The organism is Streptomyces sp. ISL-87 (assembly GCF_018614095.1).
Classification (GTDB): domain Bacteria; phylum Actinomycetota; class Actinomycetes; order Streptomycetales; family Streptomycetaceae; genus Streptomyces.
On sequence record NZ_JAGGOY010000040.1, the window covers coordinates 59,951 to 86,648 of the forward strand.

26 protein-coding genes and 1 pseudogene are annotated in these 26,698 nt (G+C 72.5%); 12 read left to right on the forward strand and 15 right to left on the reverse strand.

All coding sequences use genetic code 11. The features are described 5' to 3' along the window. Positions 1–50: 50 nt before the first annotated feature. The 8 genes and pseudogenes from moeZ to J7I97_RS15450 all read right to left on the reverse strand — a co-directional run bounded on the left by moeZ (position 51) and on the right by J7I97_RS15450 (position 9,831). Positions 51–1,229 carry an adenylyltransferase/sulfurtransferase MoeZ gene (gene moeZ, locus J7I97_RS15415; protein ID WP_214935159.1) on the reverse strand — a complete coding sequence of 393 codons (1,179 nt, stop codon included), beginning with the start codon at positions 1,227–1,229 and terminating at the stop codon, positions 51–53. A 63-nt stretch (positions 1,230–1,292) separates the two neighbouring features. Further along, positions 1,293–2,042 (reverse strand): spherulation-specific family 4 protein, encoded by a 750-nt coding sequence (locus J7I97_RS15420; protein WP_214935161.1) that lies wholly within the window; start codon positions 2,040–2,042, stop codon positions 1,293–1,295. Beyond that, positions 2,030–3,064, reverse strand: a complete 1,035-nt coding sequence (locus tag J7I97_RS15425; protein ID WP_214935163.1) for an NAD-dependent epimerase/dehydratase — start codon at positions 3,062–3,064, stop codon at positions 2,030–2,032. The genes J7I97_RS15420 and J7I97_RS15425 overlap by 13 nt, the downstream gene beginning before the upstream one ends. A 166-nt stretch (positions 3,065–3,230) precedes the next feature. Continuing rightward, positions 3,231–4,148 (reverse strand): hypothetical protein, encoded by a 918-nt coding sequence (locus J7I97_RS15430; protein ID WP_214935165.1) that lies wholly within the window; start codon positions 4,146–4,148, stop codon positions 3,231–3,233. Continuing rightward, positions 4,145–5,902, reverse strand: a complete 1,758-nt coding sequence (locus J7I97_RS15435) for a DUF3492 domain-containing protein (protein WP_214935167.1) — start codon at positions 5,900–5,902, stop codon at positions 4,145–4,147. Before J7I97_RS15435 ends, J7I97_RS15430 begins: the two co-directional genes overlap by 4 nt. 273 nt (positions 5,903–6,175) lie before the next feature. After that, positions 6,176–6,958 (reverse strand): annotated as a pseudogene (locus J7I97_RS39925) (ATP-binding cassette domain-containing protein); the annotation flags it as partial. A 411-nt stretch (positions 6,959–7,369) separates the two neighbouring features. After that, the gene (locus J7I97_RS38525; protein WP_308369166.1) at positions 7,370–8,818 is read right to left on the reverse strand and encodes a DUF3152 domain-containing protein; all 1,449 of its coding nucleotides are present in this window, start codon (positions 8,816–8,818) and stop codon (positions 7,370–7,372) included. 5 nt (positions 8,819–8,823) lie between these two features. Further along, complete coding sequence (locus tag J7I97_RS15450) at positions 8,824–9,831, reverse strand: alpha/beta fold hydrolase (RefSeq protein WP_214935169.1); 1,008 nt, start codon at positions 9,829–9,831, stop codon at positions 8,824–8,826. A gap of 145 nt (positions 9,832–9,976) precedes the next feature. Here J7I97_RS15450 and J7I97_RS15455 point away from each other — a divergent pair, with 145 nt between their 5' ends. From J7I97_RS15455 to J7I97_RS15470, 4 genes are all read left to right on the forward strand, one after another. Continuing rightward, the gene (locus tag J7I97_RS15455) at positions 9,977–10,192 is read left to right on the forward strand and encodes a hypothetical protein (protein WP_214935171.1); all 216 of its coding nucleotides are present in this window, start codon (positions 9,977–9,979) and stop codon (positions 10,190–10,192) included. 126 nt (positions 10,193–10,318) lie between these two features. Further along, entirely contained in the window at positions 10,319–10,966 is a 648-nt protein-coding gene (locus J7I97_RS15460) for a TetR/AcrR family transcriptional regulator (protein ID WP_214935173.1), read from the forward strand. 171 nt (positions 10,967–11,137) lie between these two features. Continuing rightward, positions 11,138–11,365 carry a DUF3107 domain-containing protein gene (locus J7I97_RS15465; RefSeq protein WP_214935175.1) on the forward strand — a complete coding sequence of 76 codons (228 nt, stop codon included), beginning with the start codon at positions 11,138–11,140 and terminating at the stop codon, positions 11,363–11,365. A 117-nt stretch (positions 11,366–11,482) separates the two neighbouring features. After that, positions 11,483–11,785 carry a hypothetical protein gene (locus J7I97_RS15470; RefSeq protein WP_214935178.1) on the forward strand — a complete coding sequence of 101 codons (303 nt, stop codon included), beginning with the start codon at positions 11,483–11,485 and terminating at the stop codon, positions 11,783–11,785. 96 nt (positions 11,786–11,881) lie between these two features. On the opposite strand, the gene J7I97_RS15475 is transcribed toward J7I97_RS15470, so the two are convergent. Continuing rightward, positions 11,882–12,640, reverse strand: a complete 759-nt coding sequence (locus J7I97_RS15475) for a ferritin-like fold-containing protein (RefSeq protein WP_214935180.1) — start codon at positions 12,638–12,640, stop codon at positions 11,882–11,884. A 492-nt stretch (positions 12,641–13,132) separates the two neighbouring features. On the opposite strand from J7I97_RS15475, the gene J7I97_RS15480 reads away from it, so the two are divergent. The 3 genes from J7I97_RS15480 to J7I97_RS15490 all read left to right on the forward strand — a co-directional run bounded on the left by J7I97_RS15480 (position 13,133) and on the right by J7I97_RS15490 (position 16,293). After that, positions 13,133–15,085, forward strand: coding sequence for a DEAD/DEAH box helicase (locus J7I97_RS15480; protein ID WP_251058831.1), 1,953 nt, complete (start codon positions 13,133–13,135; stop codon positions 15,083–15,085). 100 nt (positions 15,086–15,185) lie between these two features. Further along, positions 15,186–16,040, forward strand: a complete 855-nt coding sequence (locus tag J7I97_RS15485) for an alpha/beta fold hydrolase (RefSeq protein WP_214935182.1) — start codon at positions 15,186–15,188, stop codon at positions 16,038–16,040. 100 nt (positions 16,041–16,140) lie between these two features. Continuing rightward, on the forward strand, positions 16,141–16,293 hold the full coding sequence (locus tag J7I97_RS15490; RefSeq protein ID WP_214935184.1) for a hypothetical protein: 153 nt from the start codon (positions 16,141–16,143) through the stop codon (positions 16,291–16,293). A gap of 102 nt (positions 16,294–16,395) precedes the next feature. Here the strand turns inward: J7I97_RS15490 and J7I97_RS15495 are convergent, their stop codons facing one another. The 4 genes from J7I97_RS15495 to J7I97_RS15510 all read right to left on the reverse strand — a co-directional run bounded on the left by J7I97_RS15495 (position 16,396) and on the right by J7I97_RS15510 (position 19,337). Next, positions 16,396–17,001 carry a MarC family protein gene (locus tag J7I97_RS15495; RefSeq protein ID WP_214935185.1) on the reverse strand — a complete coding sequence of 202 codons (606 nt, stop codon included), beginning with the start codon at positions 16,999–17,001 and terminating at the stop codon, positions 16,396–16,398. Positions 17,002–17,059: 58 nt separating this feature from the next. Next, positions 17,060–17,929 carry a PHP domain-containing protein gene (locus J7I97_RS15500; RefSeq protein WP_214935187.1) on the reverse strand — a complete coding sequence of 290 codons (870 nt, stop codon included), beginning with the start codon at positions 17,927–17,929 and terminating at the stop codon, positions 17,060–17,062. 118 nt (positions 17,930–18,047) lie between these two features. Beyond that, positions 18,048–18,692 carry a DUF6758 family protein gene (locus J7I97_RS15505; protein ID WP_214935189.1) on the reverse strand — a complete coding sequence of 215 codons (645 nt, stop codon included), beginning with the start codon at positions 18,690–18,692 and terminating at the stop codon, positions 18,048–18,050. A gap of 60 nt (positions 18,693–18,752) precedes the next feature. Further along, complete coding sequence (locus J7I97_RS15510; protein ID WP_214935192.1) at positions 18,753–19,337, reverse strand: suppressor of fused domain protein; 585 nt, start codon at positions 19,335–19,337, stop codon at positions 18,753–18,755. Between the two features lie 377 nt (positions 19,338–19,714). On the opposite strand from J7I97_RS15510, the gene J7I97_RS15515 reads away from it, so the two are divergent. Both J7I97_RS15515 and J7I97_RS15520 read left to right on the forward strand, forming a co-directional pair. Continuing rightward, positions 19,715–20,830: a magnesium and cobalt transport protein CorA gene (locus J7I97_RS15515; protein ID WP_214935194.1), complete on the forward strand. Its 1,116-nt coding sequence runs from the start codon at positions 19,715–19,717 to the stop codon at positions 20,828–20,830. A 218-nt stretch (positions 20,831–21,048) separates the two neighbouring features. Beyond that, a complete protein-coding gene (locus J7I97_RS15520; protein WP_214935196.1) occupies positions 21,049–21,561 on the forward strand; it encodes a hypothetical protein in 513 nt (170 codons plus the stop codon). Between the two features lie 81 nt (positions 21,562–21,642). Here the strand turns inward: J7I97_RS15520 and J7I97_RS15525 are convergent, their stop codons facing one another. Continuing rightward, positions 21,643–22,443: a hypothetical protein gene (locus tag J7I97_RS15525; RefSeq protein ID WP_214935198.1), complete on the reverse strand. Its 801-nt coding sequence runs from the start codon at positions 22,441–22,443 to the stop codon at positions 21,643–21,645. Positions 22,444–22,632: 189 nt separating this feature from the next. Between J7I97_RS15525 and J7I97_RS15530 the strand changes: the two genes are divergently transcribed. The 3 genes from J7I97_RS15530 (at position 22,633) to J7I97_RS15540 (ending at position 25,786) form a co-directional block, all read left to right on the forward strand. Then, entirely contained in the window at positions 22,633–23,904 is a 1,272-nt protein-coding gene (locus J7I97_RS15530) for a magnesium transporter MgtE N-terminal domain-containing protein (protein ID WP_214935201.1), read from the forward strand. Between the two features lie 151 nt (positions 23,905–24,055). Further along, on the forward strand, positions 24,056–24,583 hold the full coding sequence (locus J7I97_RS15535) for a DUF1003 domain-containing protein (RefSeq protein WP_214935297.1): 528 nt from the start codon (positions 24,056–24,058) through the stop codon (positions 24,581–24,583). A 42-nt stretch (positions 24,584–24,625) separates the two neighbouring features. Beyond that, positions 24,626–25,786, forward strand: a complete 1,161-nt coding sequence (locus tag J7I97_RS15540) for an Mrp/NBP35 family ATP-binding protein (RefSeq protein ID WP_251049768.1) — start codon at positions 24,626–24,628, stop codon at positions 25,784–25,786. A 131-nt stretch (positions 25,787–25,917) separates the two neighbouring features. Here J7I97_RS15540 and J7I97_RS15545 read toward each other — a convergent pair whose 3' ends face one another. After that, on the reverse strand, positions 25,918–26,637 hold the full coding sequence (locus J7I97_RS15545; RefSeq protein ID WP_214935203.1) for a hypothetical protein: 720 nt from the start codon (positions 26,635–26,637) through the stop codon (positions 25,918–25,920). Positions 26,638–26,698 lie beyond the last annotated feature (61 nt).

The window sequence follows — 26,698 nt, forward strand, 5'->3', positions numbered from 1 at the left end:
GGTACGGCCCCTGCGATCACTACAAGTAGACCGGCCTTGATAGACCGGGCTTAGTAGACCGGCTTCTCGGGCTCGATCTGGTGGACCCAGCCGATGACGCCGCCGCCGACGTGCACCGCGTCCGCGAAGCCCGCGGACTTCAAGACCGCGAGAACCTCCGCACTGCGGACACCCGTCTTGCAATGCAAGACGATGCGCTTGTCCTGCGGGAGGTCCTGCAGGGCGGTGCCCATCAGGAACTCGCCCTTGGGGATCAGCCTCGCTCCGGGGATCGAGACGATCTCGTACTCGTTCTTCTCGCGGACGTCGATGATCTCGATGGGCTCGTCCGTGTCGATCCACTCCTTGAGCTGCTTGGGAGTGATCGTGGAGCCGGCCGCCGCCTCCTGGGCCTCCTCTGACACGACGCCGCAGAAGGCCTCGTAGTCGATGAGCTCGGTGACCGTCGCGTTCGGGCCGCAGACAGCACAGTCGGGGTCTTTGCGGACCTTGACCTGGCGGTACTGCATCTCCAGGGCGTCGTAGATCATCAGGCGGCCGACCAGCGGCTCGCCGACACCCGTGAGGACCTTGATGGCCTCGGTGACCTGGATGGACCCGATGGACGCGCAGAGCACGCCCAGCACGCCGCCCTCGGCGCAGCTCGGGACCATGCCCGGCGGCGGGGGCTCCGGGTACAGGCAGCGGTAGCACGGGCCGTGCTCGGACCAGAAGACCGAGGCCTGGCCGTCGAAGCGGTAGATCGAGCCCCACACGTACGGCTTGTTCAGCAGCACGCAGGCGTCGTTGACGAGGTAGCGCGTGGCGAAGTTGTCCGTGCCGTCGACGATGAGGTCGTACTGGCTGAAGATCTCCATCACGTTCTCGGCTTCGAGCCGCTCTTCGTGAAGGACCACGTTCACGTACGGGTTGATGCCCAGTACGCTGTCGCGGGCCGACTCGGCCTTGGAACGGCCGATGTCCGCCTGGCTGTGGATGATCTGGCGCTGCAGGTTCGACTCGTCGACCTCGTCGAATTCCACGATGCCCAGCGTGCCGACGCCGGCCGCGGCCAGGTACATGAGGGCGGGGGAGCCGAGGCCGCCCGCGCCCACGGCCAGCACCTTGGCGTTCTTCAGGCGCTTCTGGCCGTCCATCCCGACATCCGGGATGATCAGGTGGCGGGAGTACCGACGGACCTCGTCAACGGTGAGCTCAGCAGCTGGCTCGACCAGGGGTGGCAGCGACACGGGGACTCCGTAGATGGGTATGTCTGAACGGTTGTTCTCCCCGTAACACTGCCACGCCCTTCTTCATTCCGAGACACCCCGTCCGATACGCGAGACGATTTCGTCCCAGTACGCGGGCATCGAGGCCCATGGGTCCCGGTCTCCGGCCCCCCGCCTGTCGGTGAACCAGATGGTGCCGGCACCCTGCCAGCGGGCGATCCGCACAGCCTCCTCCAGATGCGTGCGCGGCACCCCGTGGACGAAGTGGCAGAACCGCTCCGGCGGGTACTCGGCCGTCCACTCCGCCACCTGCGACCAGCGGTAGCCGGCCCAGGGCCCGGAGAAGGTGACCAACTGGTCGGCGGCCTCCGCGTAGCCGGCGTACGGGTGGGTGCCGTGCCCGAGGACGATGTGCAGCCCCTCGCCGAGGCCGCGCAGGGCGCCCACGACCCGGCGCACCTCGGCCAGGCCGTCCTTGTCAGCCGGGGCGTCGGCGAGGTAGAAGCCGCCCACCCGGTACCAGTCCACGAAGCGGTGGGCGTCGGAGATCAGCTCCCCGAAGGACCGCTTCCCGTCCCGCGTCGCGAGATGCCCCAGCAGGGTGCCGCCCGCGTCCCGGAGCTTGACCGACGTCTCCGTGCAGTGCGGGTCGGGCCTGCCGCCGGGGCCGTCCGTGACATTGAGCACGGCCCAGTGCAGCGGGGTCCCGGGCCGGGTCAGCTCGGCCCATTCCACCGGCGCGAGCAGCGGGTGCGCGTAGCCGGGGATGCCGAAGCCCAGCCCGCCGGCCTCGGTGGCCGGCAGCCGGGCCCCCGGGATGGTCAGATGCGACACGCCGCCTCCATCCAGATGTCCGCGAGGGATTCCTCCAGGTTGATCCGGGGCCGCCAGCCGAGCCGGTCGCGGGCGGTCCGTACATCGGCCTGCTGCCAGGCGCCGCAGCCGTCCGGGTAGGGGTACGGGGGCGGCGCGGCGGCGGCGAGCTGCTCGGCCGTCGCCTCGGAGCGCGGGGATCCGATGGCGGCCAGACCGGCCGGCCGGCTGACATGCCCCGGGTGGCCGTGCTGTCCGGGGTGGCCGTGCTGCTGCGGGCCGCCGTGCGGTACGTCGAGTTCGTGCAGGGAGCCGCCGTAGCCCGCGACCCGGGCCAGCACCGCCGCCGCGTCGCGCAGCCGGACCGCGCGGCCGGTGCCGATGTTGACGACACCCTGGGCGGCGGAGAGCGAGGCGGCGTGCACGGCCCGCGCCACGTCCCGTACGTCCACGAAGTCGCGCTGCACGCCGAGCCCGCTGAGCTTGAGCTCGCCGTCCCCGGACTGCATGGCGCGCCGCATGGCCTCGGCGAGCCGGCCGAGCGGGGATCCGGCCGGGGTGCCGGGGCCGACGGGCGAGAAGACCCGGAGGACGACGGCGTCCAGCCCCGACCCGAGTACCAGCTCGGTGGCGGCGAGTTTGCTGACGCCGTACGGTCCGCCGGGTCTCGGCACGGCGTCCTCGGCCGTGGACGACCCGGGCTGGCTGGGCCCGTACTCGGCGGCGCAGCCGAGCTGGACGAGCCTGGCCCCGCAGCCGCTGCGGCGCAGCGACTCGCAGATCGTCGCGACGGCCACGGTGTTGTGCCGGGTGAGTTCCCGGGCCCCGCCGCGGGTGGCGCCCGCGCAGTTGATGACGACGCCCGGGTGGACGGCGTCGAGGAACCGGGTGAGCGCGCCGGGGCTGCCGGTGGCGAGGTCGAAGCGGACGTCCGCGTCGTCACCGCGGCCGAGCGCGGTGAGCTGGACGGCGGGGTCGGCGAGCAGCCGGTCCGCGACGTAGCGGCCGAGGTATCCGTTGGCTCCGATCAGCAGCACCCTCATCGCGCGGCCCCTTGGTTGGTTGGCTGGCCGGTCATCCTGTTTCTCCTTGGTCGAGGGGTGGGGGTAGGGGTACGGGGGCTTCGGCGTCGGCTCCGAAGGGCGGGCGGTGGTCGTCGGGCCTGGTCGTCGAGTGGTCGTCGGGCGGACAGGGACGACGCCGGGGCGGTCAGGCCCCGCGGCTGCTTTCTCCGGGGCGTGCGTGCGCGGACGCGCGGGACAGCGCGAACACGGCGTGTACGAGGAGCCCCGCGGCGGCGGCGGACACCGCGGCCGGGGCCAGGGCGACCCCCAGGGCGAGGGCCAGGGCCGCCGCGGCGGGCCGGCGGTGGGCGCCGCGGGCTCCATGGGTGAGCAGCAGGCGGGTCAGGAACAGCAGCACCGCGAGCGGTACGGCCTGGGTGAGCGGTGCCCCGGTGAGCGCGGCCGCCCCCGCGGCGGACGCGCCGAACACCGTGACGGCCCCGACGAGGAGCGGCCGCGCCCCCGCGGCGAAGTCCTCCAGGGCCCGGCTCCCGGCGAGCCTGCGCCGGGCCCGGGCCGCGAAGGCGGCGGCGACGAGGTGGCCCGGGGCCACGGACAGGGCGAGGGCGACGGCCAGGGCGGTGCCGAACCGGTACGCGGCCCACCCGACGGCGGCTGCCGAGAGCAGGTGGGCGAGCCCGGGGAACCGTCCCCCGGTGCTCCGGCCGGGCCACACCAGGGCGGCGACCGTGGCGAGCACCGCCGCCGGCCCGGCCCACGGCACCCCGGCGGCGGCCGCGCCGAGGGCGAGGGCCCCGGGGAGCAGGGCGCACCCGAAGCGGCGCAGCGCCCGGGGGTCGGCCGGGCTCCCGGCGGGCGGGCCGGGCGGTGCCTCCCCGCGGGGGGTCCGGGCGTAGAGCTCCTCGGCGAGGGAGAACACGTCCCGGTGCCGGAACCGGCCGGCGGTGCGGTCGGTGATGCCGTGCGCCTCCAGCCCGGCGGCGATCTCCAGCGGATCCACGGCCCGCTCGCACAGCTCCCGGTGCCGGTGCAGCAGCGCCTTGACGGGGTCCCCGCCGGGCCGCCGGCGGGGGGTCACGGGGACGGCTTCGTCGACGCTCATACGGTGGCCTCCGAAGTCGGGGTGGGAACCGGGGTCGGGGTAGGAACCGAAGCCGGGGCCGGAGCGGGACCCGAGGCCAGGGCCGGGGCCGGACCCGAGGCCGGGACCAGACCCGAGGCCGGGACCAGACCCCGGACCAGACCCGAGGCCGGACCCGAGGCCGGGACCAGACCCGAGGCCGGACCCGGGCCCGGAACCGGAGCCCACGTCGGCGTGGTCCAGTGCCCCGGAACCCGGGCCTCCGGCGGTCGCGCGAAGGGGATCTCGCCGTCCGGCCTGGCGGAGCCGCGGGCCAGCAGCTGGAGGTAGATGTCCTGGAAGGCGGCCACGTTCTGCTCGACCGTGAACAGCTCCAGGGCCCGCGCCCGCGCCGCCGCGCCGAGGCGTTGGGCTCGCGCGGGGTCCCGTAGCAGCGACAGGCAGGCGTCCGCGAGGGCACGGGGATTGCGCGGCGGCACCACCAGCCCGGTCCCGCCGATCACCTCGCACACCGCCCCGACGTCCGTGGACACGGTGGCCCGGCCGCAGAACATGGCCTCGGCCAGGGTGATGGGGAAGCCCTCGATCACGGAGGACAGCACGACCACCCGCCCCGCGCCGTACGCGTCGGCCGGCGAGGGCGCCTCGGGGCCGCCGATCTCCTCGAAGGTGACCGGGTTCTCCCCCACCGTGACCGCGTCCGCGGCCTCGTCCGGGAAGAGCTGCGCGGCCAGCGACCGGCAGTCGGCGAGGTACCCGGGTGCCACGGCGGTGGCGAAGATCCGCAGACGCGCCCCCGGTTCGGCCCTCCGGACCTCGGCGAAGGCGTGCAGCAGCGCGATCAGGTCCTTGGCCGGCTCCATCCGGCCGACCCACACCAGCGTGTCCGGGTCCCCGCAGTCCGCGGCCTCCCCGACGGTGGCGAATCGGTCCGCCTCCATCCCCGGATACACCGTCCGCAGCCGGTCCCGGGTGGCCCCGCAGCGCTCCTGCCAGCGGCGGGCGTGCGCGTTGCCGGGGGTCAGGAAGTCGGCCTCGGCGTAGATCTCCCCGGCGAGCCGGATGTGGAACGCCGCGAGCAGGGCCCGTGCGGCGGGCCGGGTGGTGTCCTCGGCGTGCTCCAGATAGTGGGCGCGGAGCTGGACCCCGTACTCCGTGACCAGCAGCGGAACCCCGAAGAAGCGTTTGGCCAGCAGTCCGGGCAGCGCCGCCACCCCGCCCGCGGCCGCGTGGCAGACGTCGACCTCGCCGAGCTCCCCGTACCAGTCGAGGGACAGCGGCCGCAGCGCACGCTCCAGCTCGTCCACGAAGTCCAGCAGGTCCGGCACCTGAGCGGCCTGTACGGCGCGACTCGCGCCCGGGGCCCGGCAGGCCGACTCCACGGCCCGCACCGCGGTCTCGGAACGCAGCGCCGCGTACAGCCCGCCCTGTTCCCCCGCGAGTTCGGCGAGCCCGTAGAGCCCGGCCGCGAAGTCCCCGGCCTCGCCCGCGCAGATCCCCCGGACCAGGTCCTTGAAGCACTCGGCGAACCGCCGGCGCTCACGCCGCGAGTAACTCCGCCCGTCATCGGCCGGGGCCCACAGGGGCGCGGTCCGCACCCGGGTCACATGGCCGGGCAGGTCCACCCGGCCGCGCTCCTCCTGCTCGGCGCTGCGGCTCAGCGCGTAGAGCTCGAACTCGTGCTGCGGAAGCCCGCGCACCAGCCGGTCGCACCACAGCCTCGCTTCTCCCGCCGCATACGGATAACCACCTTCCGTGAGCAGTCCGATCCGCACGAGTGGCACCCCCGATCTCCCGTTCAGGCGGTCGCCGTCGGTCTGGCGACCCGCCGCGGGAGAACTCAAGCGGATATGCGGAAGGCGCGACGGACGGTTGTCCGTCGCGCCACCGGAAGGGGTGAAGAGGCGTAACTTTCCCGTACGGTTCGCGTTCGAGCACGCTAAGAAAGGGCCTACGGCCCTCACGCCCCGGCTCAGGCGAGTGGAATCGGGTCCGGCGGAATGGGTCCGGCCGACGAAGGTCCGGTGGAATGGGATCCGGCGGCGGGCCTACGCGAATGCCTCCTGGCGCGTGGAGCGGCGGGTGGCGGCCAGGGCCGGGTCCAGGGACGGGACGGCGGCCAGGAGCTGGCGGGTGTACGGGTGCGCCGGGCGGTCGTAGACCTCGTCCACCGGGCCCTCCTCGACGATCCGGCCGCCCCGCATCACCGCGACCCGGTCGCTGACCTGCCGGACCACCGCCAGGTCGTGCGCGATGAAGACGAGCGCGATGCCGAGCTCCCGCTGGAGTTCCGCCAGCAGGGCGGTGACCTGTGCCTGCGTGGTGACGTCGAGGGCGGAGACGGGCTCGTCGCAGACGATCAGCCGGGGCCGGGGCGCCAGGGCGCGGGCGATGCCGACGCGCTGGCGCTGGCCTCCGCTGAACTCGTGCGGGTAGCGGTCGTAGTGCCCGGCCTCCAGGCCGACCCGGACCAGGAGTTCCCCGACCCGGGCCCGGATCGCGGTCCCGTCCCGCTCGCCCGCCGCGCGCAGCGGGTCGGCGATGGACTCGCCGACCGAGCGGCGCGGGTTGAGCGAGGACACCGGGTCCTGGAACACCATCTGAACCCCGGCCGGAATGCCGACGGCCGCGGCGCCCGCGTGCCGGACCTGCCCGGAGCTCGGCTCCAGCAGGCCGACGAGCATCCGGCCGAGGGTGCTCTTCCCGCTGCCGGACTCGCCGACGATGCCGAGGGTCTCCCCCGCGCGCAGGGTCAGGGAGACCCCGTCGACGGCCGTTACCGCCCGCTTGCCCCGGCCGAACTCCCGGCGCAGTGAGGTGGCTTCGACGACGGGTGGCGTGGCCGCGGCCTTGGCCGTGGGGCCGTTCGCGCCGACCCCCGCACCCGTGGGGCCGTTCGCGCCGACCCCCGCACCCGTGGGCCCCTTCGCGCCCACCCCCGCACCCGGCCCGGTCCCGCCGACCGCAGGGGCTGCACCCACCCCCGCACCGGACCCGGTCCCCCCGACCGCGGGGGCCGTACCCGCCCCGGGCCGCGTACACGCGGGACTGACGGACCATGGGAAGGAGACCTCTCGGCGTGGAAGAAGAACAGCGGAAAGGCCACGCGAGGGGCAGCGGTCGGCAGGCAGCGATCTGCGGTCAGCGTCGGGTGCTGACGGATTGGACGCTGACGGGATGGATTACCGATCAGCGGACAGGTTGTCAACGCGAGTCCGCGTCATTCTTCACCCGCCGGCCCGTCAACTCCCCGGGAACACCCAGGGATTGGGCTTGCACTGAATTCCGCCGATGTCCAGGGATTTCGTCTGCTGCTGCATGATCGGCGCGAGCGCGCCCGGCGTCTGGCAGTTCACGTGCCCGTGCCCGAGCCGGTGTCCGACTTCGTGGTTGATGAGCATCTGCCGGTAGGCGAACATCTGGTCCGCCCCGTACGTCGGCGAGCCCTGCGCCCAGCGGAACGCGTTGATCATCACGCGGTCGGTGGACGCGGAATCGCAGGAGACGTTGTCGATGGTGGTGTCCAGGCCGGACTTGGCGCACCAGACGCCGGTGGTCCCGGGGCTGGCGAGCGTGATCACGAAGTCGGCCTCGCCGCCCGGCACCCGCTCGAAGGTCTTCGTGCCCCCGTGACCCCAGCTGCGGTCGTCGTTGAGGGTGCGGTGGATGGCCTCGGCGAACAGCTGCGGGTCCAGGCCGAGGCCCTGTTCGACATCGACCCGGTAGCGGATCTTCTTGCCCTTGCCGGGCGCCGGCGCCACTCCTGGCACGGTGTCGAAGGTCCCCGGCCCCTTCAGCTTCTCGTCGATCGGGAGCTGATGGGCCATCTTCTGGTCGTACGTGAGTTCCGGCGCGGCGGACGGGGAGGGCGCCGCCACGTCGGGCACCCCGGAGCGGCCGTCGGAGCGGGAGGCCGCGGACTGGCCGGGCAGGGCGCGGTTCGGGCTGTCGTCGTCGGCGCGCAGGGTGGTCTTGCGGGTTTCGCCCTGCGAGGTCATCTGCCCCGCGATGACGACGGCGAGCACGGTGGTGACGGCCGCGGCGGCCATACCCGCGTAGGCGCGGCCCTTGCGGCTGCGCGGAGCGCCGGGATCCTGCTGCTGCTGCTGCTCTTCCTCGACGGGGGCGGCGGGGGCGACGGGGGCGACGGGGGCGACGGGCTTGCGGGGGCCCGGCACCCGGCGGTGCGAGCCGGTGGAGGTGAACGGGTCGGTCCCGGGCCCGGGCTCGGGCAGGCGCGGCGCCGGGATGGTGACCTGCGGGAAGCCGGCCGCGGGGGTGGCGAAGGCCGGGGCGGCTCCCCATGCACCGCCCCGCTCGCGCAGCTCGGGGTGCCCTGCGGCCCGCGTGTCCGGCTGGGGCGGGGCGGCCTGGGGCACGTATCCCTGGTGCGTGACGGTGGGATCGACGCCTGAGGCGCAGCGGTCGTAGGCCTGGTGGTCCTCGTAAGCCTCGTGCGTCTCGTAGTAGCCCCCGTGGGCCGGGTGGCCCGCGTTCGTCCCGTAGGCCTGGTAGGGCTGGTACTGCTGGGAGGACTGCTGGGCCCCGTACGCGTCGTAGGGCTGGTACGCCTCGTACGCCTCATACGTGCCGGGCGCCTCATACGTGTCATGTGCCTCGTACGGGCCGGACTCCACCGGCGCCGGACGGGCAGGACCAGGGGCGGGCTCCTTGCGACTATGTCGTCCCACGGTCCTCAGCCTCTGCCGTCTTCGTCTTCGGTGTCCCGGTCACCGACGCCCGTGTGGGCGCCGGTCTCGTGCAGCAACTCCCGGAAGGCGGCCGCGACCACCTCGGGGTACTCCATCATCGCCACGTGCCCGGCCTCGGGAAGGCTCAGCAGCCGCGAGCCCCGGAAGGCCGCCGCGGCCTTGCGCGCCATACGGTACGAGACCAGTTGGTCCCGGCCACCGTAGACCAGCAGGGTCGGTGCGAGCACCCTCTGTGCCTGCCGCCACAGGCCGTGCTGCCCGCCCAGGGTGTACGCGTCGACGATCCCGCGCGAGGAGCGGGTCATCGCCTCCCAGAAGTACGGCAGGCCCATCCGCCGTTCCATCTCGTCGACGGCGTTGCGGAAGCCCTCCGGGCTCACCCGCGAAGGGTCTCCGTAACAGAGGCCCATCACCCCGCGCGTGCGCTGCTCGGCGGTGAGGTCGCGGGTCAGCCGGCCGAACAGCCCGGCCATGCCCGGCACCGCCAGCAGCGCCGTCGGGACGGCCGACTTCTGCACGCGCAGCTCCGGCAGCGCGGGCGAGACCAGCGTCAGCGTGCGCACCAGGTCGGGCCGGACGGCCGCGACCCGGGTGGAGACCGCCCCGCCCAAGGAGTTGCCGACCAGGTGCACCGGCCCGCGCCCGGCGGCGTCGAGGTGCCGGATGACGACCCGGGCGAGTCCGGTGACGGAGTAGTCCCGGTCGCCGGGTGGCGGGGACCAGCCGAAGCCGGGCATGTCCAGGGCCTCGCCGTCGACGCTGTCGGCCAGCTGGGCCATGAGGTCGGACCAGTTCTGCGAGGAACCGCCCAGCCCGTGGACGAACAAAGCGGGCGGCAAACCGTCCCTCGCCGGGGGGCGCACCCGGAGATTCAGTTCCAGCCCGGGCAGCGCGACGGTGCGCAGCTGCTCCCCTTCGGCCACCCGGACGGCTTCCACCTGGGAAGACAGCTCGGCGGTGGACCGTACACCCGGCAGCTCGGTCGAAGACATGGGGCCAATGTTACGAGACGATCACGCCGGGCCCCTTGTGTTCGCGGTCACAGGCCTGCCTGGCGTCGATACCGCGATCCTCCTAGGCTCGTAGTGAGTACGGCTGTGCTCGCGAGAAGGCGGCGTAGAAGGCGAGGGGAGCGGCATGACTGTCGACCCTGCGGAACCGGACACCTTCCAGGGGCAGCTCCCGGAGCCGCTCGACGAGGAGACGCCCGAGGCGGATGCCGCGGAGCAGCACAAGGAGCTTCAGCCGCGCGAGGACGACCCGCTCACCGCGCTGGAAGAGAGCGAGGCCGCCGATGGGGACGCCTTCGAGCAGGCTCGTGTGGTGCCTCTGGACGAGGACGACTACCGCTGACCAGCGCGTCCGGCGGGTCCGTACCGCGAGAAAACTCGGCTTGAACCCTCCAGATTCGGTTACCGAAAAGTACGATGGCGGCGCGGCGCAGAGCGCACTGTGTTCTTAGAGAAAGTGGGAGGCGGCGTGACAGCCATCGAGCAGACGGAGGCAGCGCGTCCCCGGGGCACGCGACTGCCGCGCCGCGCGCGACGCAACCAGCTCCTGGGCGCGGCCCAGGAGGTTTTCGTCGCGCAGGGCTACCACGCGGCGGCCATGGACGACATCGCCGAGCGGGCCGGAGTCAGCAAGCCGGTGCTCTACCAGCACTTCCCCGGCAAGCTCGACCTCTACCTGGCGCTGCTGGACCAGCACTGCGAGGCGCTGCTGCTGGCGGTGCGTACGGCGCTCGCGTCGACCACCGACAACAAGCTGCGCGTGGCCGCGACGATGGACGCCTATTTCGCCTACGTCGAGGACGAGGGCGGCGCGTTCCGCCTGGTCTTCGAGTCCGACCTGACGAACGAGCCCGCCGTGCGCGAGCGCGTCGACCGGGTCTCGCTCCAGTGCGCCGAGGCCATCTCCGACGTCATCGCCGAGGACACCGGCCTGTCGAAGGACGAGTCGATGCTGCTGGCCGTGGGCCTGGGCGGGGTCTCGCAGGTCGTGGCGAGGTACTGGCTGTCGAGCGAGAGCCCGGTCGCCCGGGACACGGCGGTCGGCCTGCTGACCTCGCTCGCCTGGCGCGGTATCGCGGGATTCCCGCTGCACGGCACGGAAGCCGGTCAGGGCTGACCGGTCCCAGCCTGACCGGTCCGGGCTGACCGGTCCGAGCCGACCGGTCCGGCCGCCGCTGTTCGCTGCCAGCGTGTCCGCCGCGCGGCATTCGTGTCCCCTCACCGGGCTAATGTGGACTGGGTATGGCGCGGCTGATCGCGCGAACCGGACCGTCGGAGGGACAAAGCCGTGGAGGTCAAGATCGGCGTGCAGCACGCACCCCGGGAGATCGTGCTGGAGAGCGACCTGGGCGCTGAGGAGCTGGAGCGCATCGTCACCGCGGCGCTGTCCGGCACGGCGCCGCTGCTGAGCCTGACCGACGTCAAGGGCCGCAAGGTCCTGGTGCCGTCCGACCGCCTCTCGTACGTCGACCTGGGCGAGCCCAGCGTGCGCAAGGTCGGCTTCGGGGCGCTCTGAGCACCCGGAACCAAGCGAAACGGCCCGGTGGTTGATTCCACCGGGCCGTTTCCCTTTCTTCCGCTTCGGGTAGGAGCGCACTGAAACCGGTTGCCCTGACCTGTGGGAGGGACCTCCATGCTGCTGATCGAAGCGCTCGGCTCGGCTCTGCTGGGCCTCGCCCTGTCCGGGGCGGCCGTGCGCGTGCTCGCGAAGCGGCTGCCGTCTCCCCGGATCGTGCTGGTCAGCGGGGTACTGGGAGCGCTCTTCGGCGCGTATCTCACGCACACCGCGCTCGGCCCTGGGCACAACAACCTGCCCGCCGTCTTCCTCGGCGGGGTCCTGGTGTCGGCGGTCGTGCTCTCGCTCCTGCTGCGGCCCGCGACGCGGTCCGGGAGGTCTCCTCAGCGGGCTCCGTTTTCGCTCCCGTCGCGGGGGTGACCGACCCCGTGACCGCTGAAACATCTCGTACGCACGACGGCCCCGGCACGGAGTGATCCCGTGCCGGGGCCGTCGTGGTGCGTGCGGTGGGGCGTATTACGCCGCCAGGCCGAGAGCGGCCATCCGCTTGGTGTGCGCCTTGGTGATGCGGGTGAACATCTCGCCGACGGCCGCCAGGTCGAAGCCGGCCGCCATCCCGTCGACGCCGCCAACCAGCATGGTGGACAGCGCGTCGCGCTCGGCGACCACGCGCTGCGCCTGCGAGAGCGCCTCGCCCATCAGCCGGCGGGCCCACAGCGCGAGCCGGCCGCCGCAGCGCGGGTCGGCCTCGATCGCGGCGCGCACCTTCTCGACGGCGAAGTTGCCGTGACCGGTGTCGTCGAGCACGCCGAGCACGAGCGCGCGGGTGTCGGTGTCGAGGTGGCTGGCCACCTCGCGGTAGAAGTCGCTGGCGATCGAGTCACCGACATAGGCCTTGACCAGGCCCTCCAGCCAGTCCGACGGCGCGGTCTGGCGGTGGAAGTCGTCCACGCCCTTGGCGAAGGGCTCCATCGCGGCGGTGGGCTCGGCGTCGATCGCCGCGAGCTGGTCGCGCAGCCGCTCGAAGTGGTGGAACTCGGCGGAGGCCATCTTCGCGAGCGCCGCCTTGTCGTCAAGGGAGGGCGCGAGTTTCGCGTCCTCCGCGAGGCGCTCGAAGGCCGCGAGCTCTCCGTACGCCAGCGCGCCGAGAAGGTCCACGACGGCGGCGCGGTACTGCGGCGACGCGGAGGCGGTCGCCCAGTCCTGGGCGGCGATACCGAGCGCCTCGGAGGGGGCGCCGTCGTCGGCGGGCGATGCGTTTTCAACGGTCGACATGCTCCGCACAATAGCTTCCCCAAAGGGGCCGCAAGGCACCGCGTCCAGTCGCTGCGAGTCCACGTAAACGCGACTACCAGGTGAATTCACCCAACACGCCTGCGCGAATCCGGGGTACAGTGGTAATGCGCCTGCCGAATACTCGGCGGGCCATCCGAATGAGGATGCCCGGTCGGTGGCCCGATCGGCTCCAACCCGACCGCCCTCGGTGTGATGCGTACGTTCATGCGTACCGCCTCCCACGAGGGGCCCCCTCAGCGGCAGATGCGCTTGAGCGAAGGCTAGTGGTCCCGCGCAGCTTTGCACGGCTCGCCCGAACGTGGGTGGGCGCAGTACTGCAAGCCCGGCACGGTACGACCCCCATCGCCGCCTCGCGCCGCGTCTCACAGAAGAGGCAGCACCCTGACTACGTTCCGAGACCTCGGGATCCTTCCCGAGACGGCCGAAGCCCTTGAGGCCGTCGGCATTGTGTCCCCCTTCCCGATCCAGGAGATGACCCTCCCCGTCGCCCTCTCCGGCACGGACGTCATCGGCCAGGCCAAGACCGGAACCGGCAAGACGCTCGGTTTCGGCCTTCCGCTGCTGGAGCGGGTCACCGTCCCCGCGGACGTCGAGGCGGGCCGGGCAAAGCCCGAGCAGCTGACCGACGCCCCGCAGGCCCTCGTGGTGGTTCCGACCCGCGAGCTGTGCACCCAGGTCACCAACGACCTTCTGACCGCGGGCAAGGTCCGCAACGTCCGCGTCCTCGCCATATACGGCGGCCGCGCGTACGAGCCCCAGGTCGAGGCGCTCAAGAAGGGCGTCGACATCATCGTCGGCACCCCGGGCCGCCTGCTCGACCTGGCCGGTCAGAAGAAGCTCGACCTGTCGCACGTCCGGGCCCTGGTCCTGGACGAGGCCGACGAGATGCTCGACCTGGGCTTCCTGCCCGACGTCGAGAAGATCATCAACTACCTGCCGCCGAAGCGTCAGACCATGCTGTTCTCGGCGACCATGCCGGGCGCGGTCATCGGCCTGGCCCGCCGGTACATGACGCAGCCGACGCACATCCGCGCCACCTCGCCTGAGGGCGAGGGCGTGACCGTCGCCAACATCAAGCAGCACGTCTTCCGTGCGCACAACATGGACAAGCCGGAGCTCGTCTCCCGCATCCTCCAGGCCGAGGGCCGTGGCCTCGCCATGATCTTCTGCCGCACCAAGCGCACGGCGGCCGACATCGCCGAGCAGCTGGAGAAGCGCGGCTTCGCGTCCGGCGCCGTCCACGGCGACCTGGGCCAGGGTGCGCGCGAGCAGGCGCTGCGCGCGTTCCGCAACGGCAAGGTCGACGTGCTGGTCTGCACCGACGTCGCCGCGCGCGGTATCGATGTCGAGGGTGTCACCCACGTCATCAACTACCAGACGCCGGAAGACGAGAAGACCTTCCTGCACCGCGTGGGCCGCACCGGCCGCGCGGGCAACAAGGGCATCGCCGTCACCCTGGTCGACTGGGACGACATCCCGCGCTGGCAGCTGATCAACAAGGCGCTGGAGCTGGACTTCCACGACCCGGTCGAGACCTACTCCACGTCTCCGCACCTGTTCGAGGAGATGAACATCCCGGCCGGCACCAAGGGCGTCCTGCCGCGCGCCGAGCGCACGCGGGCCGGTTTGAAGGCCGAGGACCTCGAGGACCTGGGCGAGACCGGCGGCCGCGGTGGCCGTGGCGGTCGCGGGGCTCCGGCCGCCGCAGCCGCGGTGGTCGAGGACCGTCCGGCCCGTACCCGTACGCCGCGTCAGCGCCGCCGTACCCGTGGTGGTGCGGACCTGGGCGCCGAGGCTGCCGTGACCGAAGCCGCCGTGACCCCCGTGGCGCAGACGCCCGAGGCTCCTGACGCCGACGAGCCGCGCAGGCCGCGTCGTCGCCGGACCCGCGCGTCGGCTCCGGCCGCCGTGGTCGAGGCCGCCGCCCCCGTCGAGGCCGCTGTCGTGGCGCAGGTGGCTCCGGTCGCCGAGGCGCCGGCGTTCTCCGAGCCCGACTTCCAGATGGCCCCGGCCGTGGAACCGGTCAAGACCGTCCGGCGCCCCCGTGTCCGCAAGGTCGCGGAGACCGCCCCGGAGCCGGACTTCCAGATGGCCCCGCCGGTCGAGCCGGTCAAGCCGGAGCGCACGCGGACCCGCAAGGCCGCCGTGGCCGCGCCGGCCGCCGAGGTCGTAGCCGAGGCCGCCGCGGTGGCCGAGGAGGCCCCCGCCAAGCCGAAGCGCACGCGGACCCGCAAGGCCGCCGTGGCCGCGCCGGCCGCCGAGGTCGTAGCCGAGGCCGCCGCGGTGGCCGAGGAGGCCCCCGCCAAGCCGAAGCGCACGCGGACCCGCAAGGCCGCCGCGGTTGCCCCCGTCGCCGAGGAGGCGCCGGTCAAGCCGAAGCGCACCCGGACCCGCAAGGCTGTCGCGGAGGCCCCGGAGGCGTAAGCCTCCCGCTCCGCACCGATGGCCCCGATCCCCTTCCCAGGGGGCCGGGGCCATCCTCGTGCCCGGGCGGAAGGGGCCTACGGGCCGGTAACCTCGGGGCATGAGCAAGCCGCCGCGCCTCACCCTGCCGTCCGACGCCCGCGCGTACCGCCTCACCACCGCACGGGGCGAGTTCGCCGTGCACGAGGCCGGTGAGCCGTCGCGTGGCACCGCCCTGCTGGTCCCGGGCTTCACGGGCAGCAAGGAGGACTTCATCGCCCTGCTGGAGCCCCTGGCCGGCGCCGGCTACCGGGTGGTCGCGGTCGACGGGCGCGGCCAGTACCAGAGCCCCGGCCCGCGCGAGGAGTCCGCGTACGCGCTGGAGGAACTGGCCCTGGATCTCCTCGCCCAGGCGAAGGCACTCGGTGCGGGCCCGGTCCACCTGGTGGGCCACTCCCTGGGCGGCCTGATCTCCCGCGCGGCCGTGCTGCGCGACGCCGGCCCCTTCGCCACCCTGACCCTGATGAGCAGTGGTCCGGCGGCGATCTCAGAGGAGCAGCAGGCCCGTACGAAACTGCTGGTCGCGGCCCTGGAGGAGCTCCAGGGCGACATGCCGACGATCTGGGCGGCGATGCGGGCCCAGGATCCGGTGGACGCCACCCCCGACTCGGCCGCGCTGACGGAGTTCCTGCGCGCGCGCTGGCTGGGGACGGTGCCGGAGCAGCTGATCGCCACGGGCCGCATCCTGATCTCCGAGCCCGACCGGGTCGAGGAGCTGGCCGCGGTGGGCCTCCCGAAGCTGGTCCTGTCCGGAAGCGCCGACTACGCGTGGCCGATCCCGCTGATGGACGACATGGCCCGCCGCCTGTCGGCCGAGCGTGTGATCGTCCCGGGCGCCGAGCACTCGCCCAACGCGGAGAACCCGCAGGTCACGTCGGGTGCACTGGCCACGTTCTGGGGCGCCCACCCCCGCTAGTCCTTAGCGAGTGAAAAAATTTCCTTAGCGTAGGGAATGTTTGCTCCATACACTTCGTTGAACCCTCTGCAAGGAGAACACCGACGAAGGGAGAAGCCCCGTGCGCTTCGAGATTCTGCGCCTGGACGACGTCGACGGAAACGCCGTGGACACCACCGTCGTGGACGTGGCCTCCGTCAACCGGATCGTGCAGCAAGCGGCCGCCATCGGCCAGCGCATTCTGATCCGACCGGCCGAGACGGCGTCCTGCTGACGCCGACGCCCGTCGTACACACGTCGACGCCCCCGCGACCGAACCGGTCGCGGGGGCGTTCGCATGTGCGCGTGGCAGGGTGCGGGGTGCGGCCGGGGCCGGTCAGGCGCCCCGTACGACCTGGAGCACGCCGTTGATGATCTGCTGGACGGCGATCGCGGAGAGCATCATGCCGGCCAGCCGCGTCACGAGGACGACACCGCCGTCCTTGATGATCCGGATGATCACCAGCGAGTAGCGCATGGTCAGCCACAGCACCACGTGCATGGCGGCGATCGCGGCCCAGACCGAGAGCTGGCCGCCGAACCCGTCGGCCTTCTGCACGGCCAGGATGACGGAGACGATCGCACCGGGCCCGGCCAGCAGGGGCATGCCCAGCGGGACGAGGGCGACGTTCACGTCCTTGGTCTGCTTCGGCTCGTCGGTCTTGCCGGTTAGCAGGTCGAGCGCGATGAGCAGGAGCAGCAGACCACCGGCGATCATCAGCGCCGGAACGGAGACATGCAGGTAGTCGAGGATCTGCTGGCCGCAGATACCGAAGACGGCGATGACGCCGAAGGCCACGCAGACGGCCTGCCAGGCCATCCGGCGCTGGACCTTGGCGGGCCGGCCCGAGGTCAGCGCGAGAAAGATCGGGGTAATGCCCGGCGGGTCCATAATCACAAAAAGCGTGAGAAAAAGGGATCCGAAGACGGCGAAATCAAACACAGTGATGCCTTGCAGGAGAGAGGGGTGAAGCAAAAAAGGGCGTGGAGCGGCCGAGGAACTAAGCCTCGTTGCGCCGTCCACCGGCGCCGGGCACGGGGAAGGCCCCGGTGGCACGGCGCGTGATCTCGCCGTAGATCTCGGGGTCCGTCGTGTACTCCCCGAGACGGCAGGTCTTGCGCTCGCCGTGGTAGTCGCTGGACCCGGTCGTCAGCAGTCCGAGGTCCGCGGCCAGTCCGCGCAGCCGGGCGCGGGTGTCGGTGTCGTGGTCCATGTGGTCCACCTCGATGCCGTCCAGACCGGCGGCCGCGAGCTCGGCTATGGCGGACTCGGGGACGACCTGGCCGCGCTTGACGGCGGCGGGGTGCGCGAAGACGGTGACCCCGCCGGCCGCCTTGACCAGGCGGATGGCGTCGAAGGGGTCGAGCTCGTGCTTCTCGGCGTAGGCGCGGCCGCCGTCGGCGAGCCAGTCGGGCGTGAACGCGTCGGAGACGGTCGGTACGACACCCAGCTCCACCATGGCGGTGGCGATGTGCGGCCGCCCGACGGAACCGTCCCCGGCGATCCGGGCGACCTGCTCCCAGGTGACGTCCACGCCGAGGGCCCGCAACTTGCCGATCATGGCCTGCGCGCGCGGGGTGCGGTCGTCGCGGACCAGCTCCCGCTCACGGGCGAGCTCGGGCTCCTCGGGATCGAAGAGGTACGCGAGCATGTGCACCCCGACCCCGTCGAGCCGGCAGCTGAGCTCCGCGCCGGTGACGAGCGTGAGGCCCGCCGGAACGGCGGCGATGGCCTCGGCGTATCCCCCGACGGTGTCGTGATCGGTCAGCGCGACCACGTCCAGCCCGGCGGCGGCCGCGTTGCGGACCAGCTCGGCGGGGGTGTCGGTGCCGTCGGATGCCGTGGAGTGGGCGTGCAGATCGATGCGCACAGCCGGCTCCATGGTTCTACGTACGTACGGGGGACACTCCAGGGTACCTGTGCCGACGCCCTGGCCGGGCGGTGGAGGGGTGGGGTCCGGCCGCGGGCCCGGGGACGGCGCCCGGCGGTCAGGACGGGCCCAGGATCCGGGGGCTCAGCGCTCCGCAGGGGAGGAGTTCGACTTCCGCGCCCGCGTCGCGCAGGTCGGTCAGGACGAGTTCGTCGTACATGAGGAGCCCCGACTGCTCCGGCCAGACGATCGCCCAGAGCCACAGCCCGCACGCCTCGCCGGCGAAGACGGCGCGGTCGTCCGGGGCGTCGGAGACGTGCCACAGCGGGGTGGGACGGCCCGCCGCCACGACCTTGGCGTGGGGCGGGGCCGAGACGTTCAGGGAGGGGCCCGGGTCGGGGCCGTCCATCCCCGCGAACCGCGCGCCCAGGCCGACGCCCAGCTCCTCCGCGATCAGGAGCAGCTCCCCGATGCCGCCCAGCGGCCCGGGGCCCGAGCAGGCCACGGCCGTGGCCCGGCCGCCACTGCGGTCGTCACCGGCCGAGGCGATTCCGGTGAACAGCCATCCCACCGGCAGCGGCCACGGCATCCACACCGGCACCTGTGCCCGGTGCACCACCACGCTCAGGCCCTCGACGCTCGGCGGGATCACGGGCTGCAGGGGGTACACCGCGCCATGCACCGCGCACTGCCAGGAGTCGGAGAAAAGACCGGGCGCCCTGACCCGGCCACCGCACTTCGGGCAACTTGGTTCGCCCCTCATAAGAAGCCACGCTCCTCCCCGCCGCGCGCCCCGTCAAGACGCGATCACCCGTCCGGGCGGTCAGTCCAGCGCAACGGCCGTACGCAGAGGGTCCCGCAGATCCGTGCCGCGCGCGAGCCAGCGTTCCTGGAGGGCGGCCGCGCCGTGCACCCGCTTCCACGCCGCCTCGTTCGCCGTCATCGGGAGGAGGGGGAGGAACTGCACCGGGTCCATGGGGTCGTCGAGCTCCAGGTCCTCCACCAGCCCGCCCGGCTCCGCCACCAGCACCGAGCTGAACGGCGCCCCGTCCCACAACGGTTCGCCCACGTCCAGCGACGCCCCCGGGGCCACGATCAGCCCCTCCACCTGTGGGCTCGCGGCCAGCACCGCGAGCGGGCGGAGCAGCTTGTCGGTGGGTGCCAGGCCTCCCCGTACGGTCAGCACCAGCTCGGCGCGCGGGCCGCGCACCGGGTCGGCGACCACGGCGGTCGGGTCGGTCATGGGGTGCGCGGACATCCCGAGGGTCGCGTACCGCACGAGGCCCCCCTCGGAGAAGCGGAGTACCTCGATGCGATCGGTGCCGAGGAAGGTGACGGCGGCGCGGGCGTCGGGTTCGCCGAACGCGGTCCGCAGCCGGGCCTCCACAAGGGCCAGAATTTCTGCCATGAAGTGAGCATAGAACTCGTATCCCCCGGGTAAAGGCGGGGTCTTGACCACCCGTCGGCTGATAGTGTTGACAGCTGGTTCGGGTCCGCACGCAGAAGCGTTGTTTCAAGGCCCTGGACGACAGGACGTCCCCTACGGGGGACCGGCCGGAGGAGGTGGGGCTGCGATGGATCGAAGTCGATCGTGCAGTACCAATCGCTCTTCCACTTCCATGCCGGGCGACTCCCGCCCCCTGTGATCTTCCGATCAGTAGAAGAGCGACGGCGGAACTCTGTCCTCCCGTCCTGTTCCCTTCCTCTGCGCGTGCCTGCCCGCCCGCGGTGACGGAGGGTCTCCCACCCGTGCGGTCCGCAGCCGCGCGTGCGAAGGAGCCTGCGATGTCGATGCTGCCCTACCTGCGTGCCGCCGTACGTCCGGCGCTGCGCAAGCCCACCCCCGTACTGCCCGGCTACGGCACCACGCGGGACCCTTCCGCGAGCAGCGCGGTGGTCGACTGCGCCGTGTACCGCGAGGGCCGACGCGTCCTGGGGCCCGCCCGCCTGACGCCCCGTGAGGCGATGCGCCGGGTCCGCGAGGACGGCGGCTTCGCGTGGATCGGCCTGCACGAGCCGACCGAGGACGAGTTCGCGGGGATCGCCGCCACCTTCGGGCTGCACCCGCTCGCCGTGGAGGACGCGGTGCACGCGCACCAGCGGCCGAAGTTGGAGCGCTACGACGACACCCTCTTCACCGTCTTCAAGACGATCCACTACGTCGAGCACGCCGAACTCACCGCCACCAGCGAGGTGGTGGAGACCGGCGAGGTGATGTGCTTCACAGGCCCCGACTTCGTGATCACCGTCCGGCACGGCGGCCAGGGCTCCCTCAAGGGCCTGCGCCACCGCCTGCAGGACGACCCCGAGCTGCTCTCCCGGGGGCCCTCGGCCGTCCTGCACTCCATCGCCGACCACGTCGTCGACGGGTACATCGCGGTCGCGGCGGCCGTCCAGGACGACATCGACGAGGTGGAGAGCGATGTCTTCGCCGCCCCCGCCAAGGGCAGTACGCGCGGCGGCGACGCGGGCCGGATCTACCAGCTCAAGCGCGAGGTGCTGGAGTTCAAGCGGGCCGTCTCCCCGCTGCTGCGGCCCATGGAGCTGCTGAGCGAGCGCCCGATGAGGCTGGTGGACCCGGGGATCCAGAAGTACTTCCGCGATGTCGCCGACCACCTGGCGCGGGTGCACGAGCAGGTCGTCGGCTTCGACGAGCTGCTGAACTCGATCCTCCAGGCCAACCTCGCGCAGGCGACGGTCGCGCAGAACGAGGACATGCGCAAGATCACCTCCTGGGCGGCGATCATCGCCGTCCCCACGATGATCTGCGGGGTCTACGGGATGAACTTCGAGCACATGCCGGAGCTCCAGTGGCGCTACGGCTACCCGATGGTGATGTGCACGATCGTCGGGATCTGCTTCACCATCCACCGGGCGCTGCGCCGTCACGGCTGGCTGTAGGGCGTGTTTTAAAAGTCCCGCCTGGCCCGCGGCGTCTGGTACCGCACCTCGCTGCGTTGTCGGAGCGCCCGAGTACGTCCAGTACTCGGGCGCCCCTCCGCCTTGCGATGCACGGCACCAGACGCCGCGGGCCACGCCCTCCGGGCGCCCGGCGCTACTTTTAAAACCCGCCCTAGGCCCACGGGGAGGACCCGGGGAGGACCCCCTACCCTGTCCGCATGACTCTCAGCACGCTTGACCTGGCCCTCGTCGAGGAGGCCACCAAGAAGTCCGGCCTCATCTGGGTCCGCGGCACCGGGGCGGACCGGGCGCTGTGGCACGCCTGGGTGGACGGCGCCGCGCACGTGCTGGGCGACGGGCCCGGGGAGCAGCCGTTCCCGGGGCTGGCCGACGGCGCGACCGCCGAGGTGACCGTACGCAGCAAGGACAAGGGCGGCCGGCTGGTGGCCTGGACGGCGACGGTACGGGAGCTCGCGCCCCACAGCGAGCCGTGGGAGGCCGCGGTCGCCGAGCTCAAGGGCAAGCGGCTGAACGCGCCCGACTCGGAGACGATGACCGAGCGCTGGGCCCGGGAGTGCCGGCTGCTGCGCCTGGAGCCGGCCACGGCGAGCACGGACCTGCCGGGCGGTTCGCTGGCCGCGGCGCCGCTGGAGTCGCCGGCGATCACCCGGAAGCCGATCCCGGCGGGCCTGCCGAGGCTGCTGCTGAAGCGGAAGAAGGCCGCCCGCTAGGGCACCCGCCAGGCCACGCCCGCCAGGCCACCCCCGCCAGGGCACCCGCCTCGGCCCGTCCCAGGGCCTGTCGGAGCGTCCTCAGCCCTTGCTCGGGTCGGTCCCCTGGCCGGACCCCTTGGTTCCGGCCGAGGAGCCGCCGCTGCCCGCTTCCTTGGTCGTCGGCAGCTGGGACCCGTAGTCGACGGTCTGGTCCTGCTCCGGCGGGTCCAGCTGGAAGGTTTTGCCCCACTCCCCGAGTTCCACCCGGCCGGCGCCGCCGGCCCGCTCCATGACCAGCGGGTACGGCGTCCCCTCCAGCGAGACCGACAGCTTGCCGCCCTTGCCCGCGTCCGCCGCGAGCTGGACCGCGCGGGTGTGCCCGACCTTGGTGTACGTCTCGCCCTTGGTGAGCTTGCCCTCCAGTCCGAGCAGCCCGTCCAGCAGCACGTCCATGTCGGTGAACCCGCGGAACTGCTTGTACGAGGGGTCGCCCTCGGGGACCTTCACGTACTTGTCGCCGAGCTTGCCGGCCGAGTCGGACTTCCCCCAGAACGCGGCGCTGGCCTTCAGGTACAGCTGCTCGCCCACCCGCAGCAGCTGGAAGGTGTCCTCCTGCGACTTCACCTCGCCGGAGCCGCCGTCCGACTTCAGCCGCATGTCCAGGGTGAAGGTCTTGCCGCCGCTGACCAGCGTGCCGGAGAGGTGCACCGAGTCGGCTGCCGTGGCCGCGGCCCGCGCCTTGTCCTCGATCTGGTCGGCGGAGAGCTTGCCGACCCCGTTGGTGCCCTTGTCGGGATCGGGGTCCGCCCCGCAGCCCGTGCCGGTGACCGCGAGGCCGGCGCACAGGGCACCCACGAACGCGGCCCGGCGCAGCCGTGCGGCAGGGAAGTAGGCGGTCACGGGCAGGTGCCTCTCGTCGGTCGTCTGCGGCAGCAGGCAGCGTACCCGCCCGTGGACGGGCCGCCGCGGCCCGCCCGCGGTGGCTCGGGGGCACGCCCGTGCGGACCGCCCCACCAGGGCAGTTGTCCGCGGCACGGGCTAGCCTGAGGGGCGGCAGGACTGGTGATCGATGCTCTAGGAGGCGCTCGGATGGTTGCTGGCGCCCCGCGCATCTTCGTCTCGCATCTGTCGGGTGTGCCCGTCTTCGACCCCAACGGCGACCAGGTCGGCCGCGTCCGCGACCTCGTCGCGATGCTGCGCGTCGGAGGCCGCCCGCCGCGGCTGCTGGGCCTGGTGGTCGAGGTGGTCAGCCGGCGCCGGATCTTCCTTCCCATGACCCGGGTGACGGGCGTGGAGTCCGGGCAGGTCATCACCACGGGCGTGGTCAACATGCGGCGCTTCGAACAGCGCCCCACCGAGCGGCTGGTCCTCGGTGAACTGCTGGACCGCCGGGTGAAGCTGACCGCGACGGACGAGGAGGTCACCGTCCTCGACGTGGCCATCCAGCAGCTGCCGGCCCGCCGGGACTGGGAGATCGACCGGATCTTCGTACGGAAGGGCAAGTCGGGGGCGCTGCGCCGGCGCGGCGAGACGCTCACGGTGGAGTGGTCGGCGGTGACCGGCTTCTCGCTGGAGGAGCACGGGCAGGGCGCCGAGAGCCTGGTGGCCACCTTCGAGCAGATGCGCCCGGCCGACGTGGCGAACGTACTGCACCACCTGACGCCGAAGCGGCGCGCCGAGGTGGCCAACGCCCTCGACGACGACCGGCTGGCGGACGTCATGGAGGAGCTGCCCGAGGACGAGCAGGTGGAGATCCTCGGCAAGCTGAAGGAGGAGCGCGCGGCCGACGTCCTGGAGGCGATGGACCCGGACGACGCGGCCGACCTGCTGTCCGAGCTGCCGGAGGACGACAAGGAGCGGCTGCTGACGCTGATGCAGCCGGATGAGGCGGCGGACGTGCGGCGCCTGATGGCGTACGAGGAGCGCACGGCGGGCGGTCTGATGACCACCGAGCCGATCGTGCTGCGGCCGGACGCCACGGTCGCGGACGCGCTGGCGCGCGTACGGCAGTCGGACCTGTCGCCGGCGCTGGCGGCGCAGGTGTACGTGTGCCGGCCGCCGGACGAGACGCCGACGGGCAAGTACCTGGGCACGGTCCACTTCCAGCGGCTGCTGCGCGACCCGCCGTTCACGCTGGTCAGCTCGATCGTGGACACGGACCTGCCGCCGCTGCGGCCGGATGCCTCACTTCCGGTGGTGACCAGCTATCTCGCCGCGTACAACATGGTGGCGGTGCCGGTGGTCGACGAGAGCGGCTCGCTGCTGGGCGCGGTGACCGTGGACGACGTACTCGACCACCTGCTGCCGGACGACTGGCGGGAGAAGGACTTCCATTCCGAGGAGGCCGTGAGTGGCCACTGAGCGCGGGCGCGGCGACCAGGCGCGCGAACGGCGCCGGGAGCAGATCCGGGAGCGGCGCGAGCAGGCCCGGCTGCTCGCGCGCGAGCACGGGCTGGAGGAGGCCGCCGAGCGGGCCGCCGAGCGGGTGCGCAGCGAGCGCGCGAAGAGCGGCATGGCGACCGGGTCGAGCGCGCTGACGCGCTCGCGGGCCCGGCTGGACCAGCCTCGGGCGCCGCGCCGGTCGCTGCTGCCCGAGTACGACCCGGAGGCCTTCGGTCGGCTGTCGGAGCGGGTGGCGCGGTTCCTCGGCACGGGCCGGTTCATCGTCTGGATGACGCTGGTCATCATCGTGTGGGTGCTGTGGAACATCTTCGCGCCGGACGACCTGCGGTTCGACCAGTACCCGTTCATCTTCCTGACGCTGATGCTGTCGCTCCAGGCCTCCTACGCCGCTCCGCTGATCCTGCTCGCGCAGAACCGGCAGGACGACCGGGACCGCGTCAATCTGGAGCAGGACCGCAAGCAGAACGAGCGCTCCATCGCCGACACCGAGTACCTGACCCGGGAGATCGCCTCCTTGCGCATGGGCCTGGGCGAGGTCGCGACGCGCGACTGGATCAGGTCCGAGTTCCAGGACTTGATCAAGGAGATGGACGAGCGTCGTCTATTCCCGCTCAAGAGTGACGAAGGCGACCGCTAGCGGCCTTTCCTGGGGGACGCTACCGAGCCGTACCATCGGGGCATGGCTACCGACACAAGCTCCGCCGCCGTGCCCGAGCAGGACGCGATCCTGGACGCGCTGGCGACGGTGAACGACCCCGAGATCCACCGGCCGATCACCGAGCTCGGCATGGTCAAATCGGTGGAGATCGGCGACGGCGGCGCGGTCGCCGTCACGGTCTACCTCACGGTGTCGGGCTGTCCCATGCGCGAGACCATCACCAAGAACGTCACCGAGGCCGTCGAGAAGGTCGCGGGCGTCACCTCGGTCGAGGTCTCCCTGGACGTGATGAGCGACGAGCAGCGCAAGGAGCTCGCGGCCTCGCTGCGCGGCGGCACCGCCGAGCGCGAGGTGCCCTTCGCCAAGCCGGGGTCGCTGACCCGTGTGTACGCGGTCGCCTCCGGCAAGGGCGGCGTCGGCAAGTCCTCGGTCACCGTCAACCTGGCCGCGGCGATGGCGGCGGACGGCCTGAAGGTCGGCGTCGTCGACGCGGACATCTACGGGCACAGCGTGCCGCGCATGCTGGGCGTGGACGGCCGCCCGACCCAGGTCGAGAACATGATCATGCCGCCGTCGGCGCACGGCGTGAAGGTCATCTCCATCGGCATGTTCACCCCGGGCAACGCGCCGGTGGTGTGGCGCGGGCCGATGCTGCACCGGGCGCTTCAGCAGTTCCTGGCCGATGTCTTCTGGGGCGACCTGGACGTGCTGCTGCTGGACCTGCCGCCGGGTACGGGCGACATCGCGATCTCGGTGGCCCAGCTGGTGCCGAACGCCGAGATCCTGGTGGTCACGACCCCGCAGCAGGCCGCGGCCGAGGTGGCCGAGCGGGCCGGCTCGATCGCCGTGCAGACCCACCAGAAGATCGTCGGCGTGGTCGAGAACATGTCCGGGCTGCCGTGCCCGCACTGCGACGAGATGGTCGACGTGTTCGGCTCGGGCGGTGGCCAGAAGGTCGCCGACGGCCTCACCAAGACGGTCGGCGCGACGGTCCCGGTGCTGGGCTCCATCCCGATCGACGTCCGGCTGCGCGAGGGCGGCGACGAGGGCAAGCCCGTCGTGCTCTCCGACCCGGACTCTCCGGCCGGCGCGGCACTGCGCTCCATCGCGGGCAAGCTGGGCGGCCGCGCCCGTGGCCTCTCGGGCATGTCGCTGGGGATCACTCCGCGGAACAAGTTCTAGCCAGGTAGGCATTCGTTCCGCGGGGCGGAACGGCGGCCACACCGGCCATCGGCCCACACCTGGCCGCACCTGGCCGCACAGCGTGAAGGGCACCGCCGACCGGCGGTGCCCTTTCCCGTACCCCGGTACGTCTACTCGTACGCCGTCAGGTCGCCGATGACCGAGAACCCCAGCCCGTACGCGCTCATCCCCCGCCCGTACGCCCCCAGGTACACGCCACCGGAGGCGGTCCCGGCAAGCACCCAGCCAAACTCCGACTCGCGGTAGTGGAACGTCGTCGGCTCCCCGTCGACCGGGAGCGACAGCGTCGACCAGTCCTCACCGGTCAGGTCGTCGGCGAGTTCCCACGCGGCCTCGGTCTGCTGGTCGAGCCAGTCGTCGCGCAGGGTGTGGTCCATCTGGCCGGGCCAGCTGTAGGCCAGCAGCCCGGAGCCGGCCAGCCAGGCCGCCGAGGAGACCGAGGTGGCCTCCAGGACGCCGGTGCCGTCGCCGCTGCGGCGGAGCGGATTGCTGGCGACGGTGATGACCACCGCGAAGCGCTCCTTCTCACCGGTGGCGATCTCGCCGCGCGCGGAGGGCTCGTCGCCGTGGCCGGTGGAGCCGTGCTCCACGGTGCCGTCGGCGCCGGTGCCCACCTGCATGAGCCAGCGGGGGCCGGTGAAGGCCCCATCCAGCCCGTACCAGGGGAAGTCCGCCGCCAGGAACCTCTCGGCCGCCCGGCGGGCTGCCGGGACCGGCGTGCCGTCCTGGGACTGCGAAGGCTGTGGGGGTGCTGTCTGCGGCGGTGCGTCGGCAGGGGCGGGTGCTTCGGCGGGTTGCGCCCCTACCCGGCTACTGCTCGTCGTCTCCATCTGAGCGGCCTCTCGTTCCGTGGGGTCCGGAACGGCCCGCCCCCCTCGGGCGTCCTGCATC